Origin of the sequence: Streptomyces sp. ISL-36 (assembly GCF_018614205.1) — a bacterium.
In the GTDB taxonomy this organism is placed as follows: domain Bacteria; phylum Actinomycetota; class Actinomycetes; order Streptomycetales; family Streptomycetaceae; genus Streptomyces.
Genome location: NZ_JAGGOS010000043.1, coordinates 97,884 through 115,127, shown reverse-complemented (window position 1 = coordinate 115,127; position 17,244 = coordinate 97,884). Strand labels below are relative to the sequence as shown.

The following is a 17,244-nucleotide window of genomic DNA, read 5'->3' as shown; positions in this document are numbered from 1 at the left end:
TTCTCTTGAATCCTGCTACGCGGCGCCGCTGATCGGGGCGGACCAGGGGGTCAGCGCGAGCCGTAGGCCCCGGAAGGTCTCCCTCAGGCGGCGGTCGTGGGTGACGATCACCAGCGTGCCCGGGTAGTGGGCGAGGGCCGCCTCCAGGTCCTCCACCAGGCCGGGGGCGAGGTGGTTGGTCGGCTCGTCGAGGAGGAGGAGGTCGGCGGGGCGGGTGACCAGGCGGGCCAGTTCCAGTCGGCGGCGCCGGCCGGCCGAGAGGGAGCGGACCGGGGTGGTCAGGTCGGCGGGGGTGAAGAGTCCGAGGGCCAGGAGTTCCTCCTCGCGGCCCTCGCCGAAGGCCTCCGCGGCCGTGCGCCGGTCGTTCGTCAGGCCGAGGTCCTGACGGAGTACGCCGACCCGGGGCGGAGCCGTCACCGTCCCGCGGTCCGGGGCCAGTTCGCCGGCGAGGACCTTGAGCAGCGTCGTCTTCCCCGCGCCGTTCGGGCCGGTGACCAGGAGTCGTTCCCCGGGCTCCAGGTGCAGGGAGTCCAGTCGGAGCCTGCCGTCGACCCGTACGTCGGTGAGGGCGACCGGCGCCGGCCGGCCCTCGATGGCCGCCGTGAACCGGAGGGGGGCCGGGGGCGCCGCCACCGGGTGTTCGCGCAGCCGCTGGAGCCGTTCCCGCGCCGCCCGGATCCTGCCCATCGCGCCGTGTGCCCGTGACCGGGCGCGGAAGGCGCCCGCCCCGCTGAAAGCAGCCGGGGCCTTGCGCGGGATCGCGGAGAAGCGGTCGATGTTCGTGTCGGCGAGCGCCGCGTACCGGGCGATCTCCGCCCGCCATTCCTCGTACTCGCGCTCCCAGCGGGCCCGTTCGGCGGCCCGCCCGATCAGGTGGCCCGCATAGCCGTTGCCGTAGCGCCGTACGGTGCGCCGCTCGTGGTCCACCTCCAGGACGGTGGTGGTGACCCGGTCGAGGAAGGCCCGGTCGTGGGTGACGGCGACGACCGTCCCCCGGTGGGTGCGCAGCCGCTCCTCCAGCCAGGCGACGGACTCGTCGTCGAGGTCGTTGGTCGGCTCGTCGAGGAGCAGCAGCTCGGGGTCGGCGGCGAGCGTCGCGGCGAGCGCGAGCCGCGAGCGCTGTCCGCCGGAGAGTGTGGCCAGGGGCCGCTGCCGGTCGAGCGGCCCGCGTCCGCCGAGCCGCCGCAGGACCGTCTCGACCCGGCGGTCGGCATCGCGTCCGCCGCGCGCCTCGTAGGCGGCCAGCAGTCCGGCGTAACCGGCGAGGTCCTCCGTCTCGTGGAGGGCCGCCTCCGCCGCCCGGATCCGCCGCTCCAGTTCCCGTACGTCGGCGAGAGCACGGTCGACGGCGTCACCGACGCGCGCGGTGCCGGGCAGGTCCAGGGTCTGGGCGAGGTGGCCGAGGCCGCCGGGGGAGTCGACGACGACGGTGCCGTTGTCGGGGGCCTCCAGGCCGGCGAGGAGCCGCAGGAGGGTGGACTTGCCGGAGCCGTTGTCACCGACGACGCCGACGCGTTCGCCGGGACGGACGGTGAGGGAGATCCGGTCGAGGACGGGTCGGTCGCCGTAGTGCTTGGTGACGTCGGTGAGTTGGACACGGAACAAGGGCGACATCCTTCGTGCGTCTCGGCTGCGGGGTAGGGCGAGGGATGGGCAAGACGAGACGTCTCGTCTTGTCACTTACCAGAAGGTAAACCCTTCGCGCCTGCTTCCGCAAGACGCTGCGTCTCGTCACTCTGGGGAACGCGGTCGGCTAGGGCAGGGCGGCGTCGTCGCGGGCGCCCAGCACCCGTACCGCCTCCACGATCAGGTCCCAGAACGCCGGAACGTCGACCTCCATGCCCACCTCGACGGTGGCCGGGCGGCCCGTCACGCCGTCCAGGTCCACGACCGTCGCGCCCCGGGTGTACGTCCCCCTCAGCTCGATGCTCACCGCGGCCCGTACCAGGCTGATCAGCGACGGGTCGATCAGATGCGCCACGGTCAACGGGTCGTGGAGCGGCGGGGCGTCGAAGCCGTAGACCTCGCGGTACGTTCCCGCGAAGAAGGTCAGCAGCTCGATGCAGAGCCTGCCGAGCGGGGTTCCGAGCGCCGCGAAGCGGGAGATGACGTCGGGCGTCGCACGCGCCTGATGGGTGGCGTTCAGACCGAACATCGTGATCGGCAGCCCGCTGGTGAAGACGATGTCCGCCGCCTCCGGGTCGCAGAAGATGTTGAATTCCGCGGCCGGCGTGGTGTTCCCGCGCCCCGCCGAACCGCCCATCAGCACGATCCGTTCGATCCGGTGGATCAGCTCCGGATGGGCGAGCAGAAGCGTGGCGATGTTGGTCAGCGGCCCGGTCGGCACCAGTGTCACGGGCGCGGGGTGGGCGAGCAGGGTGTCCCGGATCAGGCCGAGGGCGTCCCGGGGGTCCTGCGGGACGTCCGGTTCCCCCTCGCCGAAGCCCGGACCGTCGAGGCCCGAGCCGCCGTGGATGTTCTCGGCGACCAGGGGCGCACCGTGCAGCGGCCGGTCCCGGCCCGCCGCGATCGGCACCCCGCGGATCCCGGCGACGGCGCAGACCCGGCGGGCGTTGAGGGTGGTCTTCTCCACGGTCTGGTTGCCGGCCACGGTGGTGATGGCGAGCAGCTCGACGGCCGGATGGGCGGCGGCGAGCAGGATGTTGAAGGCGTCGTCGTGACCGGGATCGCAGTCGAGGATCACGGGTACCGGCATACGGCCACCGTCCCACACCGCCGCCCCGCCGTCACGTGTACGCGTGCTGCCCCGCGCGCCTTCGATGCCACCCTTCGATGCCTCCTCCGCGCTTCACGGCGGCTGCCGCCGGGGCGACCGTCGGGGCGACCGCCGGGGCGGGGATGTCACCCGAGGACGCGTACCGGTGCACCGGCAAGGAACGCCTCGATGTCCTCGACCGCCTGCCCGAAGTAGCGGCCGTAGTTGCCCTCCGTCACGTACCCGAGGTGGGGCAGGGCCAGGACGTTCGGCAGCGTGCGCAACGGGTCGTCCGCCGCCAGCGGTTCGGCGTCGAAGACATCGAGGCCCGCCCCCGCGATCCAGCCCTCCCGCAGCGCCCGCAGCAGCGCCTCGCGGTCGACCAGGCCCGCGCGCGAGGTGTTCACGAGGTACGCGGACGGGCGCATCGCGCGGAGTTCCTCCGCACCGATCAGGCCCCGGGTGCGGTCCGAGAGGACCATGTGGAGCGAGACGACATCGGCGCTCTCCAGCAGCTCCGACTTGCTCGCCGCCCGTCGCACGCCGTGCTGGGCGGCCCGTTCGTCCGTCAGGTGCGGGCTCCAGGCGAGGACGTCCATGCCGAAGGCGAGCCCCACGCGGGCGACCCGGCCGCCGATCTTGCCCAGGCCGACGAGCCCGAGCGTGCGCCCGGCCAGGTCCATGTCGACGGTGGACTGCCACGGCCCGCCCTCGCGCAGCGCCTGCGCCTCGGTCCGTACCTGTCGGGCCAGACCCAGGATCAGCGCCCAGGTCAGCTCGGCCGGAGGCTCCGAGCTGCTGTCGGTGCCACACACCGTGATCCCGAGGCCGGCGGAGGCGGCCAGGTCGATGGAGGCGTTGCGCATTCCGGAGGTGACGATCAGCCGCAGCCGCGGCAGGCGCTTGAGCAGCTCGCCGTCCAGCGGCGTCCGCTCCCGCATCACCACCAGGACCTCGCAGTCCTCGACGGCGGCGACGAGCGCGTCCCGGTCGGTCAGGTGCTCGCGCAGCACACGTACGTCGACGCGGTCGGCGAGGGGGCTCCAGTCGGCGGAGGCGAGGGCGACGCCCTGGTAGTCGTCGAGTACGGCGCAGCGCAGCTTCATGGACGCATGATCGCGCAGGGAGCCGCCCGGACGACAGGGTCGACGAGGTGCGAGGGCGGCGGCGCCCACGGGGTGCGCGACGGGGCGAGGAGGCCGTCCACGGGGTGCGCGCGGGGCGAGGAGGCGTCCACGGGGGGCGCGACGGGGCGAGGGGGCTACTCGGGCGGCGTCGCGTCCGCTCAAGCGCCGACGCGGACCAGGGCGAGCGTGATGTTGTCGGGGCCACCGGTCTCGATGGCGGCCTTCCACAGCTCGAAAGCGGCCTTGCCGTCGTCGTCGTGGGCCCGCAGCAGCTCCTCGATCTCCTCGTCGGGCAGCGGATCGGTCAGCCCGTCGCTGCACACCAGGCAGCGTTCCCCCGGGGAGAGCGGGAAGGCCTCCACGTGAGGGGTGACGGTGCTGGGGAGGCGGCTGCCGCCGAGCGTCTGGGTGACGGCGGACGTGGTGCGCCGTCCCGGCGCCGGCGGGGGGCTGTCGTCCACGCTCACCTGCCGCAGCCCGTCCTCCGCCATGCGGTACACCTTGCTGTCACCCACGTTGAAGGAGAGCGCCGACTCCTCCAGAAGGAGGAGCCCCGCGACCGTGGTCCCCATCGTGGTCAGCTCGGGGCGGCCGGCGGCAGCCGTGTACACCGCGTGGTTACAGCCTTCGACGGCCTCGCCGAGGCTCTCCGCGCCGTCCAGCTCCGGCCCGGCCGAGGCGAGACGGCGTACGACGATCGCACTGGCCACTTCGCCGGCCGGCTGGCCGCCGAGCCCGTCGGCGACCGCGACGACGAGCGGTCTGCCGAGCGGGAAGAGCAGCGTCTGGGGACTTTCGGTCACGGTCGCGCACAGGGTCCACGGCCCGACGACCAGACTGTCCTCGTTGTGCTCACGGACCAGCCCTGCATGGCTCAAGGCGGTCACAGCGATGTACGGCACCACGACGTCCCGCCTCTCCACGACGGAAGGGGGCTTCCGGCCCGGGCTCGCACCCGGGCTCCCACCCCATTGTCCCGCCGTCGGCGGGACCGGCTCGGTGGGCGGGGCGCGGCCTCGGCGTGCGGGGTCCGGCCCGGCGGAGCACGCTGGTCCTGGAGCTGCCGGTTCACCGACCGGTAGCCCGGTCAGGAAAGGACTTCCGGCGATGTTCGCGAGGCTGAGCACCTACCAGGGGTCACCGGTTCCGCCGGAGGGCGACCTCACCGCGAAATCGGAAGAGATCGTCCGGCTGGTCCGGGACCTCCCCGGCTTCCGCGGCGCGTACTACCTCGTCGACCGGGCCACCGGGAAGGCGAGGTCGCTGACGCTCTGGGAGGACGAGGCGGCGATGCGGGCGAGCGAGGACCGCGCGGCCGAGATCCGCGAGAAGGCGTCGGAGCGGGAAGGCCAGCGCGTGGTCTCCGTCGACCACTTCGAGGTGGCCTTCACCACGCTCGACCGGTGACGTCCTCTTCGCAGGTCGCAGGGTCGTCCGCTCAGCGTGGCCCGCGAGGCCGCGTCCCGCTGCGCCGCGTCAGCTCCGCGAGGCCGCGTCCCGCGAGGGCCACGAGGGTCACTCCCTCCCGCCCTCGTCCTGGGTGTACGGGGGCTCGTCCACGGGTGGCTCCGGGTCGTGCCACTCCTCCGCCCGGGTGGGGTGGCCGGAGCGGACCTGCCCCTCCACCTCCTTCTTGCGTTCCTCGTCGAGCCTGGGCCCCGACTTGTTGCTTCCCCGATCCGGTTCCTTCATGGGGAGACCTCCTCACGATGTGTTTCCACGTGTTTCCACGTGGGGACGCGTGCCCGTTATGCCCCCGGACATGCGCCCACTGCGGCGCGCCCGCCACTGCGCACCGCCTCGGCGGGGAGGTCGTGGTGGGCGGCGGTCGATCAGTTTCGGAGAAGCCACGGCCGGGGCCGGATCCCTAGCATGAGAGGGACCGAACAGGCCGTGCACGAGGGGAAATCCGCAATGAAGGACACGCAGACGTCCGGCAAGACGTACGACGGATTCACGGACGAGGAACGGGACGCGATGAAGGAGCGCGCCAAGGAGCTGAAGGCGTCCGCGCGCCGCGCCCCGCGCGCGGCCAAGGCGGACGGGGAGAGCGACGTACTCGCGAAGATCGCCGAGATGGGGGATGCGGACCGCGCCCTCGCCGAGCGGATCCACGCCCTCGTCAAGGCCGGAGCGCCGGCCCTCTCGCCGAAGCTCTGGTACGGGATGCCCGCGTACGCCAAGGACGGCAAGGTCGTCTGTTTCTTCCAGAGCGCGCAGAAGTTCAAGTCGCGGTACGCCACCCTCGGCTTCAACGACCCGGCGACCCTCGACGACGGCACCATGTGGCCGACCGCCTACGCCCTGACAGAGCTGACCGCCGCCGACGAGGAGCGCATCGCCGCCCTCATCGCCAAAGCGGCCGGCTGACGGGGCGGGCGGGGCGAGGGCGGCGGGACGGTTGCACACTCTCTTCACCCGGTCCGGGACGACGCCGCAGCATCCCCTCAAATCTTTGCATCAGCATCACAAGGGGTGCGCATCAAGACCGAGGTGTGCCGCTAGCGTTACTGGCCGCTCGATCCCACGTGCGAACGTGAAAGCGCCTCCGGCCTCCTCGGCGGCGCAGTCACCAAGTCACCACAGAAAGATCGCAGATGGACTACTGCTCCTCGTGCCGCCGGAACCTCAATGGGGCGCTCGTGTGTCCGGGGTGCGGTGCCTACGCTCCTGACATAGCCCCGCCTTCCCGTCGTGCCCACAACACGGTCGCCTCCCCCGCGACGACGCTGGAGGTGTGGCCGGCAGCGGAGGGTCTCGCTCCGGGGTCCTCCGGCGGCGCCTCTCACTCCGATGCCGCACCGATCGGTGACGCCGCTTCCGCGGCCGCGGTGGCGGATGCCTCGCACACCGATGCGTCCGGTGGTCTCGAAGGCGCCGACCGTACGGGGCAGGGCCGGGCGGCGCGGCGGCGGCAGTTGGCACGGTGGAAGAAGCACCGGCGTCGGGCCGTGGCCGCGACCGCGGTCGCCCTTGTGGGTGGCGGCCTCACCATTGCCGCGATGCCGTCCAGCAGGCCGTCGACCAGCCACACGCACGCCGCCCCGCCGCCGGAGCCGGTCACGGCGCCGACCGCGTCGCAGGCAGCGGCCACCGCCGGGTCGCAGGAGCAGCCGGACGGAGCGGCCGCACGACAGCCCGGCACCCCTCCCCGTACGACCGGCCGGGGGCAGGACGCAGCCACCGCCATGCCGCGCACGTCGACGACGAACCGGCAGCCGGAAACCGACGCCACGACCGAGCTCTCCGCGTCCCGCAGCGGGACGCCGCACACCGCACCGGCGCCGGCCGCCCCACAGACCGCACCGGCGGCGTCCACGGGGACGGACACCGGCACCGCCGACACCCCGGCCCCCGAGACGACGACACCCGAGACGACGACGCCGGCTCCCACTGCGGAGCACCCCGCGGCCACCGGCACCTCGCTGCTGGGCCTTGTGCCGATCACCTCGCCGTCGGACCCGGCGTCGCCGACGCAGGTGTGCCTGATCGGCGTGTGCCTCGGCTGATCGCTCGACCGCTGATCGCCTGATCGCTCCGGCGCCCTCACGACCCTGACCGGTACGTAGCGGCAGGCAGTGGCAGGCAGCGGCAGGCAGTGGCACGCGGTGGTTCACGCGCACCGGGACGGCCTTTCTCCGCCGACCCCACCGCCGCACCGTCGGTGCGGATCGTGGCGGCCACGGCGGTCGCCCCTGCCCGGGTCCCGGGGGTCAGGGCCGTCTTGAGCGCGACCGACAGGGACTTGAAGGCCGGATTCGGACCGTCGTGCGCCGCGCCGATGCCCAGGTCGGCCAACGACCGGCCCAGTACGGCTGGTCCGCCATCTGGGGCACCAGCACCTCATGTGCACCGGCCCGGGCGGCCGTCGTCGTCGTGCCCGCGTTCCACGAGCGCTGTCAGCCGTCGCGTCCGACGGCCGGGCCTTCGACGACGACCTTTGGCTGTCAACGCTCGGACGGCGGGCGACGGTCGCAGGTGCAGTCGGCCGGAGAGCCGGAGAGCCGGAGCGCCGGAGCGCCGGAGCGCCGGAGAGCAGGGCGTCGGGATTGCCGAGGTCGAGGCGGAACGGCACGCACGCACGCCGCCGTAGTCCGGCGCGCCCTTCACGGAGGGGCCGGAACCGCCGGAGGGTTGCCTTCCGGATCTTTCGCGCAACTGCTCGTGTACATGCCATGACCTGAGGTATGTTCCGTGCGCCTCCCCCCATGGAACGGGCAACGCCCGGTGAGCCGGCAGCCCACAGGCGTGCCGTTCCCACTCGGCGCAGCTCCTTGTGACAGGAGTTCATGTGGTCGCTTCATCCCGACGATCTCGCAGATTCAGGGCGATCGCCGTCACCGTCGCCGTGGCCGCCGTGACCGGTGGCGGACTGCTCCCCATGGGTACGGCGCCCGCTGCCGCGGCGGAGACGTTCCGCCCGCAGCTGGTGACCGTCGACACCCCCACCCGCGCCGACAAGGACAGGCTCGTGGCCCTCGGCCTGGACCTGACCGAACACGCCGGACACGACTACGTCGAGGTCGTCCTGCACCATGCGGGCGATGCCCTCACGCTGCGCGCCGCCGGCCTCGACTGGCAGGTCCGCATACCCGACCTCGTCCGGCGCGCATCCGATGTCAACGCCGCCAACCGCGCCTACGCCGCCGCCACCACCGCCTCGCCGCTCCCCTCCGGGCGCGACTCCTACCGCACGCTCTCCGACTACAACGCCGACCTCGACCGCCTGGCGGCTGGGCACCCCGGCCTCGTCCGGAAGTTCGCGCTGCCGTACAAGAGCCTCGAAGGCAAGCAGGTGTACGGAGTCGAGATCGCGGACCACGTGGACGCCGTCGACGACGGCCGGCCCGTCTTCGTCATGCTGGGCCTGCACCACGCCCGCGAATGGCCCTCCGGCGAGCACGCCGTCGAGTTCGCCTACGACCTGGCCGAGAACCACGGCCACGACGCCCGCATCACCGACCTGCTGCGGAAGGCACGCGTGATCGTCGTCCCCGTCGTCAACGTGGACGGCTTCGAGAAGTCGGTCAACGACGGGCAGCTGGTCGACCTGCGCACCGTCGACGAGGGCGGCACCGGCTCGATCCTGGCCACGCCCGGCAACGCGTACAAGCGCAAGAACTGCCGCATCATCGACGGCCTGTCCCCCCTCGCCGGCGAGTGCGGCCTCGTGAGCAGCCCCGGAGGCTTCGGCGCGGGCATCGACCTCAACCGCAACTACGGCGGCTTCTGGGGCGGCCCGGGCGCCGCGGCGGAGCCCGTACAGGCCACCTATCGCGGCGCCGCCCCCTTCTCCGAGCCGGAGACCCGGAACATCCGCGCCCTGGTCAGCGGCCGCCAGGTGACCGGCCTGATCACCAACCACACCTTCTCCAACCTGGTGCTGCGCCCCAACGGTGTCGCGCCCGACACCATCGGCCAGGACGGGCTGCCCGTCGGCGACCCGCCGGACGAGGTGGCGCTGAAGGAACTCGGCGACCGGATGGCCGCGCAGAACGGCTACACGAGCCAGCACAGCTGGGAGCTGTACGACACGACCGGCACCACCGAGGACTGGTCGTACAACGCGACCGGCGGCTACGGCTACACCTTCGAGATCGGCCCGGACGAATTCCACCCGCCGTTCCCCGAGGTCGTCGACGAGTACCTCGGCGCGGGCGCGTACGCGGGGAAGGGCAACCGCGAAGCGTTCCTGCTGGCCCTCGAGAACGCCGTCGACCCGCGGGCGCACTCCGTCCTCACCGGCAAGGCACCCGCCGGCGCCACCCTGCGGCTGAAGAAGACCTTCGCGACCCCCACCTGGGCGGGCGTCGTCCAGGACACCCTCGACACCACCCTGACCGTCGGCGCGGCCGGCTCGTACACCTGGCACGTCAACCCCTCCACGCGGCCCGTCGTCCAGGCCCGCCAGACCCGGGTGATCTCCTCCGAGCCGCTGAAGCGGCAGTCGTACACCGGCACCACCGCGCCCACGCTCGCCACCGACCAGGAGTTCACGGTCGACCGGGCCGCCGACCTCCTCGAAGTGAAGCTCGACTGGCCGACCCCCGACGACCTCGACCTGCGCGTGCTGCGCAAGAACACCGACGGCACCCTCACCGAGGTCGGCAGCTCCGCCGGATCCGTCGGCGTGAAGGAACGGGTGCTCCTCGACAGCCCGGCGCAGGGTACGTACGTCCTGCGGGTCGAGAACTGGGCCTCCGCCACGCCCTCCTGGACGCTCACAGCCTCCCTGTACGACGCGACCGAGCAGCAGACCGGCGGACTCGTCGAGAACTGGACCCTCTCCTGCGAGAAGAACGGCACGGTCCTCGAACGGGTGCCCGTCGTCGTCGACCGGGGCGGGCGCGTCAAGGCCGACCTGAAGACCTGCGCGAAGAAGTGGAGCAACGGCTGATGAGGCGCGCCTGGTTGAAACGCATCGCCGCCGGCACCTCGCTGGCGCTCGCGGTGTCCCTGCCCCCGGCCGCCGTCGCGGCCGAAGCCCCTGGCATCTCCGTCGGTACGGTCGGCGACCAGCAGGTCGTCGACGGTACGGTCAGGCAGCCGGTCAGCGGCACCGTCGACGTGACCGGCACGGCCCGTACCGGCGCCCCCGGCACGCCCGGGACGCCCGGGACGCCCGGTGAACCCGCCCCGGTCCACGCGGACGCGGGCGACAGCTCCTTCGTCACCGCGGGCGAGAAGGCCGTGCTGATCGGCAGCGCCTACGGCGGCACCGCGCCCTACACCTGGGCCTGGACGGCTACGCACGGCACGCTCACCGACGCGGACGCGGCGAGCGCCGCCTTCGACACGACGGGCCTCGCCCCGGGCACGTACGAGGTGAAACTCACCGTCACCGACGCCGCGGGCGCGATCGCCACCGACACCGTGAAGGTCGCCGTGGGCGAGGAGACCCGCCGCGACCTGCTGAACGAGACCAGGACGGACCCGACCCCCGGCGCGTTCCCCACCGGCCAGACCGTGGAGTTCCCCTTCGCCGTCCCGTCCGGCGTACGGTCCCTGGACGTCACCCTGTCCTGGAAGACCACCGCCCAGGACTACGACCTGCGGGTCACCGACCCGTCCGGGACGGTCGTGGCGAAGTCCGAATCGTCCGGACACCCGGAGAACACCTCCGTCGCCTCGCCCACCCCCGGCACCTGGAAGGTCGTCGCCGTGAAGTGGGCGACCGCGGCCGACGAGCTGACCGCGCGGGTCGTCGCCCGCACGGGCACTGCCGACCCGAGGCCTGTCGTCACGGCCGGAGGCCCGTACACCTTCGAAACGGGTACGGAACAGCGGCTCAGCGGCACGGTCACCGGCGGCACCGCCCCCGTCGCCACCGCCTGGGACCTCGACGCCGACGGACACTTCGACGACGGTACGGGCACGTCCCTTTCGGCCCGACTGCCGGACGGGCGGCACCTGGTCACCCTCAAGGCCACCGACGCGGCCGGCCTGGAACGGCGCGAGACGACCTCCGTGCTCGTCGGCGCCGCCGACCGGCTCGACACCGCGCCCCCGGTCACCGTCATCGGGATCGCCGACACCGGAATCAACCCGTACCACCTGGAGTTCTCCGCCCGTACCTACCCCGACCCCGACGTCCTGGCGCTGACGAAGAACTTCACCCGCCACCCCTCGGAGTACATCCCCGGCTACCCGGCCTCCGCCCGCGCGATCCCCGTCACCCTCGCCAAGGGCTATCTGCCGGCCGAGGACAAGGACCTGTGGACGAGCACCCGGGTGCCGGGCGGCAGCCTGCACTGGATCCCCGGCACGAAGATCATCGGCGCGTACTCGGCGAGCCTCGACGGCGTCCACCCCGTCCTCGACGACCACGGCCACGGCACCGGATCGGCATCCGTCTCGGCCGGCAACCGCTACGGCTACTGCCCCACCTGCCTCCTCGTCATGGTCGAGGGTCTGGACGAGACCGTCGCCACCACCTACCCCTGGGTCGACATCACCTCGCACTCCTTCGGCTACGTCGGCGGCCTCCCGGCCGGCCCGGTCGTCAGCGGCGAGGAGGTGACCAAGGCGGCCGCCGAACGCGGCCAGACCGTCCTGTTCGCCGCGGGCAACGGCGTCGGCAACGCCTTCGACGTACCCGTCAGCACCTGGCACTCCGACCAGACCGGGCCCGACTGGAACATCACCGTCGGCGCGCTGCGCCGCAACGACCAGCGGGCCGTCGTCGGCGACGGCATGCCCGTCCACCTCTCGTCCTGGGGGATCGGCAGCCTCCCCTCGGCGTGTCACACCGGCGTCCACTGCCAGGACCAGTTCAGCGGCACCTCCGCCGCCACCCCGTACACGGCCGGTGTCTTCGGCACCACCCTCCAGCGGGTCCGCGAGGCCCTCGGCGACCCGCGCGCCGGGCAGAAGAGCGGCCAGGTCGTCGCGCAGGGCACGGCCGTGCCCGAGAGCGCGTACCTCCACGACGGCCGGCTCACCCGCGCCGAACTCCGCGAAGCCGTCCTGAAGAACGCCTACCCGCTCGGGGAGGACAACCTGCCCTCCGCGACCTGGCCGGTGGGCTCGCCCCACACGCCGGGCAACGTCCTCTTCGAGGGCTACGGCGCCGCCACGCCCGAAACCGCACGCCGCGCGGTGGACGTCCTGCTCGGCCGTGCCCTGCTCCCCGAACGCCCCGTCGAGGACGACTTCTTCGCCGCCGACCGCGCCGTCCGGGACAGCATCTGGGGCGGCTACGACCGGGACGGCGACGGTACGGACGACCCGTCGCCGCTGCCCACCGGGATGTCGACGGACCTGACCGACGTCGCCACGCCGACGGCCGCGCTGGACGTACTGAACCGCACCCTCAAGGCCCAGGACGCGGCACCCGCACCCCAAGGCCCCTACTCCTCCCACTCCTTCACCTACCACCTCCACCAGCCGCCGGACTGCTCGGCCGAGCGCACCATGGACCGCACGGACCGGGCGGGCGACGCGGACGGCTGCGCCGTCGGCGACACCCTCTCCGCCGCGGCCCCCTACCTGCCGACCGCCGCGCACCCCGCCACGGACACCCTGACCGAGCCGCTCGCCGCGGGCTCGAAGGCGCGGGCCGAGCTGTACGTGAAGACCGGCGCCCCGGCCGCCCTGGTGGGGCCGACGGTCGTCCTCCACGCCACCGACCGGGAGATCGGCCGCGGCAAGGCCACCACCCAGCCGGTCACCGGCGCCTGGACGAAGCTCACGATCGAGTTCGAGACCGCCCGGCACGCCTTCACCGGGGAGCAGCTGACCGTCCACCTGCTCTCCGACACCACCGCGCTGCTGACGGTGGGCTACGAGGGCGACCACGCCACGAAACTGGCTCTGGACCCCGCCCCGCTGCCTGCGTCCGGCCTCGCGTTCGGCGTCACCCTCGCCGCACCCGGGGACGGCACCGAGGCCGTCGAGGGCGAGACCGTCGTCGCCGGAGGCCGGTTCGCCTTCCCCGACCCGGGCACCGACCCGGAGGGCGTCGGCGGCCGCCCGGAGACCCACCGGGTGCAGCTGTCCGTCGACGACGACAGCTTCGCCACCCCGGTCTCCGCACGCCTCGACGACACCACCGGCACCTGGCGGGCCGAGGCCGGCCGCCTGCCCGTCGGCGACCACGTGCTGTACGCCCGCGCCGTCCGGGACGGCACACCGTCCCCGGTCACGCGGACGAGCTTCCGGGTCACTCCGGACGCCCGCGTCGAATGGCAGGTCGTCCCCCGCAACGCCCCCACCACCCCGGACGCCTGGCACCCCGCCGAGGGCCTCGCCGCCTGGTCGTTCCCCCTGCCCACCTCGACGTACGGCACCGGCCACCACACGATCGTCGTCCGCCTCCTGCACCACGACACCGAAACGGCCCGGGACCTGACACGGGCCCGCTTCCGCTGACGCACTGACGCACCAACGACGAAGGCCCTGGTCTCTGACCAGGGCCTTCTTCCTGTGGTTATGGCACCCGGCCGGTCCGCTGGGGCCGCCGTTTCGGCGCTTCTGACGAACGTTGTTCGCCGCTCTTCTGGGCACGGATGGGGCACGGAGCGGCGACGTCGCGTACACCGCCGAAGGTCGGCCGGGAGTTTGCCTGGACCGCAGGCCGGACAGACGCCGGCCGTCCCTCATATGAAGAGCGCCCGGATCGGCATGGCGATGTACAAGGCCAACAGGCCGAAGCAGGCCGCCCCGAGTTGCACACTGCCATCGGAGAACGTGCCCGACAGGTACGGCAGGGCGGCCAGCAGAATGCCCGTGACGGCGGCGGCGTGCACGGTCTGTTCGACCGGGGACCATGCCAGGTCCTGGAGGTTGTCCGCTTCGGCGCCCACCGATATGGGCAACATGCACGCCAGCACCAGCAGTAGGGCGAACGCCGTGATGACCATCCCGTACAGCGTGAGGCCCCACTCGCGGTCCAGGTGGCGCTCGAGTGGTTCGCCCTCTGCCACCACACCGCCCAACGCCGTCGCGGTGGGCGCCCAGAGCACCTCGACCCGGCTGTTCGGCTTCGGTTCGTCCTCGGTGTAGGCACCCTGCGAGCGGACCCGGCTGCCATCGGGCAGGGCCAGGAGCAGTGTGGCGTGGTAGCCCGTCACCCTGTCCTCGTCGTCACGTATCTCCGTGACGTCGACGACCTCCGTCACTGTGGCTGTCGAGTACGCGGCTCCGGCCCGGACCAGCGAGCGGATGTGCTGCGACGTGTGCGAGTGGCCGAGGACGCTCAGCGCCATGAAGGAGAGCAGGACCAGCAGCCAGACGGCGGCCTGCCGCATGTACACCCAGGGCACGCTCGCGTACTCGTACGCCGCCAGTCGCCGCAGAACGCTGGGCCGCTGCCGGCGTACGCTGCCGGCGCCCTTCTCCAAGGACAGGGGCCTTGCGTCCGACCTCTCCGTGCGGGATCGGTGAGCCGGCATCCAGAAGTAGTTGTCGTCGGACCACCAGAGCCAGAGCGCGACGACCCGCAGCCAGACCAGGACGACCACGGCCCAGGCCAGGGCCACGAGCCCGGACGCGGGCAGCGCGACGCCGGCGGGCAGCCCTGACACCCACAGGCTCAGCAGCGCGGCCGCCGTGTAGGCGAGCCCGCCTGATATGCGCACGAACCAAGCCGGCATGCTGTCCCCCCCTGTTGATCGACGACGGCCGAGTATCGCAGTCTCGGCAGGGGGTCCGTGACGACGCGGCAGGCCCCGCCCTGGACGGTTCTCGCTGACCTCGCTGACCTCGCTGGGCGTCGCTGAGAGAGGGTTGCGGGTGCGAGCAGCGTCGGCCCGGGCCATCGGCCTGGTGCGGTCTCGTTCTTCCGCTTCGGTCGTCAGCGCATGCGGAGGCAGGGGTCCCACCGACTCGGTGAGGGCGCCCGAGACGCACCCCGTGGGAGTGCGATGTGTACGCGTCGCTCGACTCCACGTGCACCCGCTGTCCAGGCTACGGCCGTTGCGGTCATGGCCGACGTCCGCACCGGCGCGCCCCGACGGCATGTTCACACGTCGCGGCGCCGTACGACGACCACCGCGAGCGCGACCGCGATCAGCGGCCAGAGCGCATACACCAGCCACGAGCCGGTGACCGAGGCCATGAAGATGTGGCTGTCGGGCGACGGCCCCCAGTTCTGGACCAGGCGCTTCCAGGCGGCGGACACCATGGTGTGGTTGATGTCGGCGGACCAGCGCTCGCCCTCCGAGAAGAGCGTGGGCAGCATCAGCAGCGTGAAGACGGTGGTGACCATGGTCGTGGCACTGTGCCGGATCAGGGCGCCGAGGCCGAGGCCGACCAGCGCGCAGACCGGGGCCAGCAGCGCGGACGCCACGAGTGCCCGAAACACCCCGGGGTGGGTGATCGGGACCCCGGCGCCGTGCCCGTTCAGGATGGCCTGGGAGACCAGGAAGGAACCGGTGGAGACGACCGTGCCGACCGCGGTCCACAGCGCGGCGGTGACGACCGCCTTGGCCAGTACCGCCGAGCCTCGGGCGGGGACCGCCACGGTGGTGGTGCGGATCAGGCCGCTGCTGTATTCGCTCACGACGGTGATGGCGCCGATGCTGCCGGCGACGAGGATCAGCGTCCAGTAGCCGGCCGCCGGATAGGCGTCGAAGGCCAGGAATTCTTTGGGCCGCGGGGCGTTCGGGCCGGAGTTCGCGAGGTGGTCGCGGTCCGCCAGCGTCGCCGCGGCGGAGGACCCGATGACGAACAGGGTGATGAGTCCGATCGTCCACGTGATGGAGCGCAGGGACCGCGTCTTGATCCACTCGGAGGCGAGCAGGTCGCGGAAGCGGACGGGCGGCTCGTCATCGGGTCTGGCCGAGGTGGTCGGGGGGACGGAGGCGAGTGGGGTCATCGGGGCTGTCCTGCCAGGTATTCGGCGCTGTCGGCGGTGAGTTCCATGAAGGCTTCCTCCAGAGAGGCGGTTCTGGTGGTCAGCTCGTTCAGCAGGATCTGGTTCTGGGAGGCGAGCGCCGCGATACGGTCCGCCGGAAGCCCGGTCACGGCGAGCTTCTCGGCGCCCGCCGAGCCCTCGGGCTCGACCGACGCGCCTGCGGCGGTCAGCACCGCTGCAAGCTCGGCGGCCTGCTGTGTGCCGACCACGACGCTGAGGCGGGTGCCTCGGGCGGCGAAGTCCCGCACCGATTCAGCGGCGATGAGCCGGCCGCGGCCGATGACGACGAGCTGGTCGGCGGTGTTCTCCATCTCCGACATCAGGTGGCTGGAGAGGAAGACCGTGCGTCCCTCGGCGGCCAGGCGCCGGAAGAGGCGGCGCATCCAGAGCACGCCCTCCGGGTCCATGCCGTTGACAGGCTCGTCGAACATCAGCACGGGCGGGTCGCCGAGGAGGGCGGTGGCGATCCCGAGCCGCTGCTTCATGCCGAGCGAGAACCCACCGATGCGGCGGGTCGCCGCCTCGGCCAGCCCCACTTCCTGAAGCACCTCGTCCACCCGGCGCCGCGGGATGCCGTTGCTGCGGGCCAGGGCGGACAGGTGGGCCGAGGCGCTGCGTCCGCCGTGGACCTGGCCCGCGTCGAGGAGGGCGCCGACGTGCCGCAGTCCGCGCGGGTGGCTGCGGAAGGGGACGCCGCTGACCGTGGCTGCGCCGCCGGTGGGCGCCTCCAAGCCGAGGATCATCCGCAGAGTGGTGGTCTTGCCTGCTCCGTTGGGGCCGAGGAAGCCGGTGACCTGGCCCGGCCGCACGGTGAAGGACAGATGGTCGACGGCGGTCCTGCCGCCGTAGCGCTTGGTGAGTTCGCTGACTTCGATCACAGGGAAAACCCTGCCGGGATGCCCCCGTCCGGGCATGGGGCCGTGGGCGGCAATCGCGCGGTCGTGTTGGCCCGTGGGCGTACGTCCCCGGGCCGATGCCGCGCGGGCAGCGGCTGGCTAGTCTCGCGCCATGGAGCCCACACCGACCACTCCCTTGCCTGAGCGCGT

General features: G+C 72.6%; 13 protein-coding genes and 1 pseudogene. 5 read left to right on the top strand and 9 right to left on the bottom strand.

The window, feature by feature from the left end; translation table 11 throughout:
• Positions 1–15: 15 nt before the first annotated feature.
• The 4 genes from abc-f to J7E93_RS11755 form a co-directional block, all read right to left on the bottom strand.
• Positions 16–1,614, bottom strand: a complete 1,599-nt coding sequence (gene abc-f / locus J7E93_RS11770; protein ID WP_215068203.1) for a ribosomal protection-like ABC-F family protein — start codon at positions 1,612–1,614, stop codon at positions 16–18.
• Positions 1,615–1,753: 139 nt separating this feature from the next.
• Complete coding sequence (locus J7E93_RS11765) at positions 1,754–2,716, bottom strand: nucleoside hydrolase (protein WP_215068201.1); 963 nt, start codon at positions 2,714–2,716, stop codon at positions 1,754–1,756.
• A gap of 146 nt (positions 2,717–2,862) precedes the next feature.
• Positions 2,863–3,822 (bottom strand): D-2-hydroxyacid dehydrogenase family protein, encoded by a 960-nt coding sequence (locus tag J7E93_RS11760; protein ID WP_215068199.1) that lies wholly within the window; start codon positions 3,820–3,822, stop codon positions 2,863–2,865.
• Positions 3,823–4,001: 179 nt separating this feature from the next.
• Positions 4,002–4,745 carry a PP2C family serine/threonine-protein phosphatase gene (locus tag J7E93_RS11755; RefSeq protein WP_215068264.1) on the bottom strand — a complete coding sequence of 248 codons (744 nt, stop codon included), beginning with the start codon at positions 4,743–4,745 and terminating at the stop codon, positions 4,002–4,004.
• 205 nt (positions 4,746–4,950) lie between these two features.
• Here J7E93_RS11755 and J7E93_RS11750 point away from each other — a divergent pair, with 205 nt between their 5' ends.
• On the top strand, positions 4,951–5,250 hold the full coding sequence (locus tag J7E93_RS11750; RefSeq protein WP_215068197.1) for a hypothetical protein: 300 nt from the start codon (positions 4,951–4,953) through the stop codon (positions 5,248–5,250).
• Between the two features lie 108 nt (positions 5,251–5,358).
• Here the strand turns inward: J7E93_RS11750 and J7E93_RS11745 are convergent, their stop codons facing one another.
• Positions 5,359–5,535 (bottom strand): hypothetical protein, encoded by a 177-nt coding sequence (locus tag J7E93_RS11745; RefSeq protein ID WP_215068195.1) that lies wholly within the window; start codon positions 5,533–5,535, stop codon positions 5,359–5,361.
• Positions 5,536–5,757: 222 nt separating this feature from the next.
• Here J7E93_RS11745 and J7E93_RS11740 point away from each other — a divergent pair, with 222 nt between their 5' ends.
• Both J7E93_RS11740 and J7E93_RS11735 read left to right on the top strand, forming a co-directional pair.
• Complete coding sequence (locus J7E93_RS11740; RefSeq protein WP_215068193.1) at positions 5,758–6,213, top strand: iron chaperone; 456 nt, start codon at positions 5,758–5,760, stop codon at positions 6,211–6,213.
• Positions 6,214–6,845: 632 nt separating this feature from the next.
• A complete protein-coding gene (locus tag J7E93_RS11735) occupies positions 6,846–7,352 on the top strand; it encodes a hypothetical protein (protein ID WP_215068186.1) in 507 nt (168 codons plus the stop codon).
• Positions 7,353–7,389: 37 nt separating this feature from the next.
• Here J7E93_RS11735 and J7E93_RS36985 read toward each other — a convergent pair.
• Positions 7,390–7,727 (bottom strand): annotated as a pseudogene (locus J7E93_RS36985) (hypothetical protein); the annotation flags it as partial.
• 407 nt (positions 7,728–8,134) lie between these two features.
• On the opposite strand from J7E93_RS36985, the gene J7E93_RS11730 reads away from it, so the two are divergent.
• Together J7E93_RS11730 and J7E93_RS11725 are read left to right on the top strand one after the other, a co-directional pair.
• A complete protein-coding gene (locus J7E93_RS11730) occupies positions 8,135–10,240 on the top strand; it encodes a M14 family zinc carboxypeptidase (RefSeq protein WP_215068184.1) in 2,106 nt (701 codons plus the stop codon).
• A gap of 14 nt (positions 10,241–10,254) precedes the next feature.
• The gene (locus tag J7E93_RS11725; protein WP_251066407.1) at positions 10,255–13,713 is read left to right on the top strand and encodes a S8 family serine peptidase; all 3,459 of its coding nucleotides are present in this window, start codon (positions 10,255–10,257) and stop codon (positions 13,711–13,713) included.
• A 227-nt stretch (positions 13,714–13,940) separates the two neighbouring features.
• On the opposite strand, the gene J7E93_RS11720 is transcribed toward J7E93_RS11725, so the two are convergent.
• From J7E93_RS11720 to J7E93_RS11710, 3 genes are all read right to left on the bottom strand, one after another.
• Positions 13,941–14,936, bottom strand: coding sequence for a hypothetical protein (locus J7E93_RS11720; RefSeq protein ID WP_215068180.1), 996 nt, complete (start codon positions 14,934–14,936; stop codon positions 13,941–13,943).
• A 368-nt stretch (positions 14,937–15,304) separates the two neighbouring features.
• Positions 15,305–16,159: an ABC transporter permease gene (locus J7E93_RS11715; RefSeq protein ID WP_251066406.1), complete on the bottom strand. Its 855-nt coding sequence runs from the start codon at positions 16,157–16,159 to the stop codon at positions 15,305–15,307.
• On the bottom strand, positions 16,156–17,076 hold the full coding sequence (locus J7E93_RS11710; protein WP_215068178.1) for an ABC transporter ATP-binding protein: 921 nt from the start codon (positions 17,074–17,076) through the stop codon (positions 16,156–16,158). The genes J7E93_RS11715 and J7E93_RS11710 overlap by 4 nt, the downstream gene beginning before the upstream one ends.
• Positions 17,077–17,244: the final 168 nt, after the last annotated feature.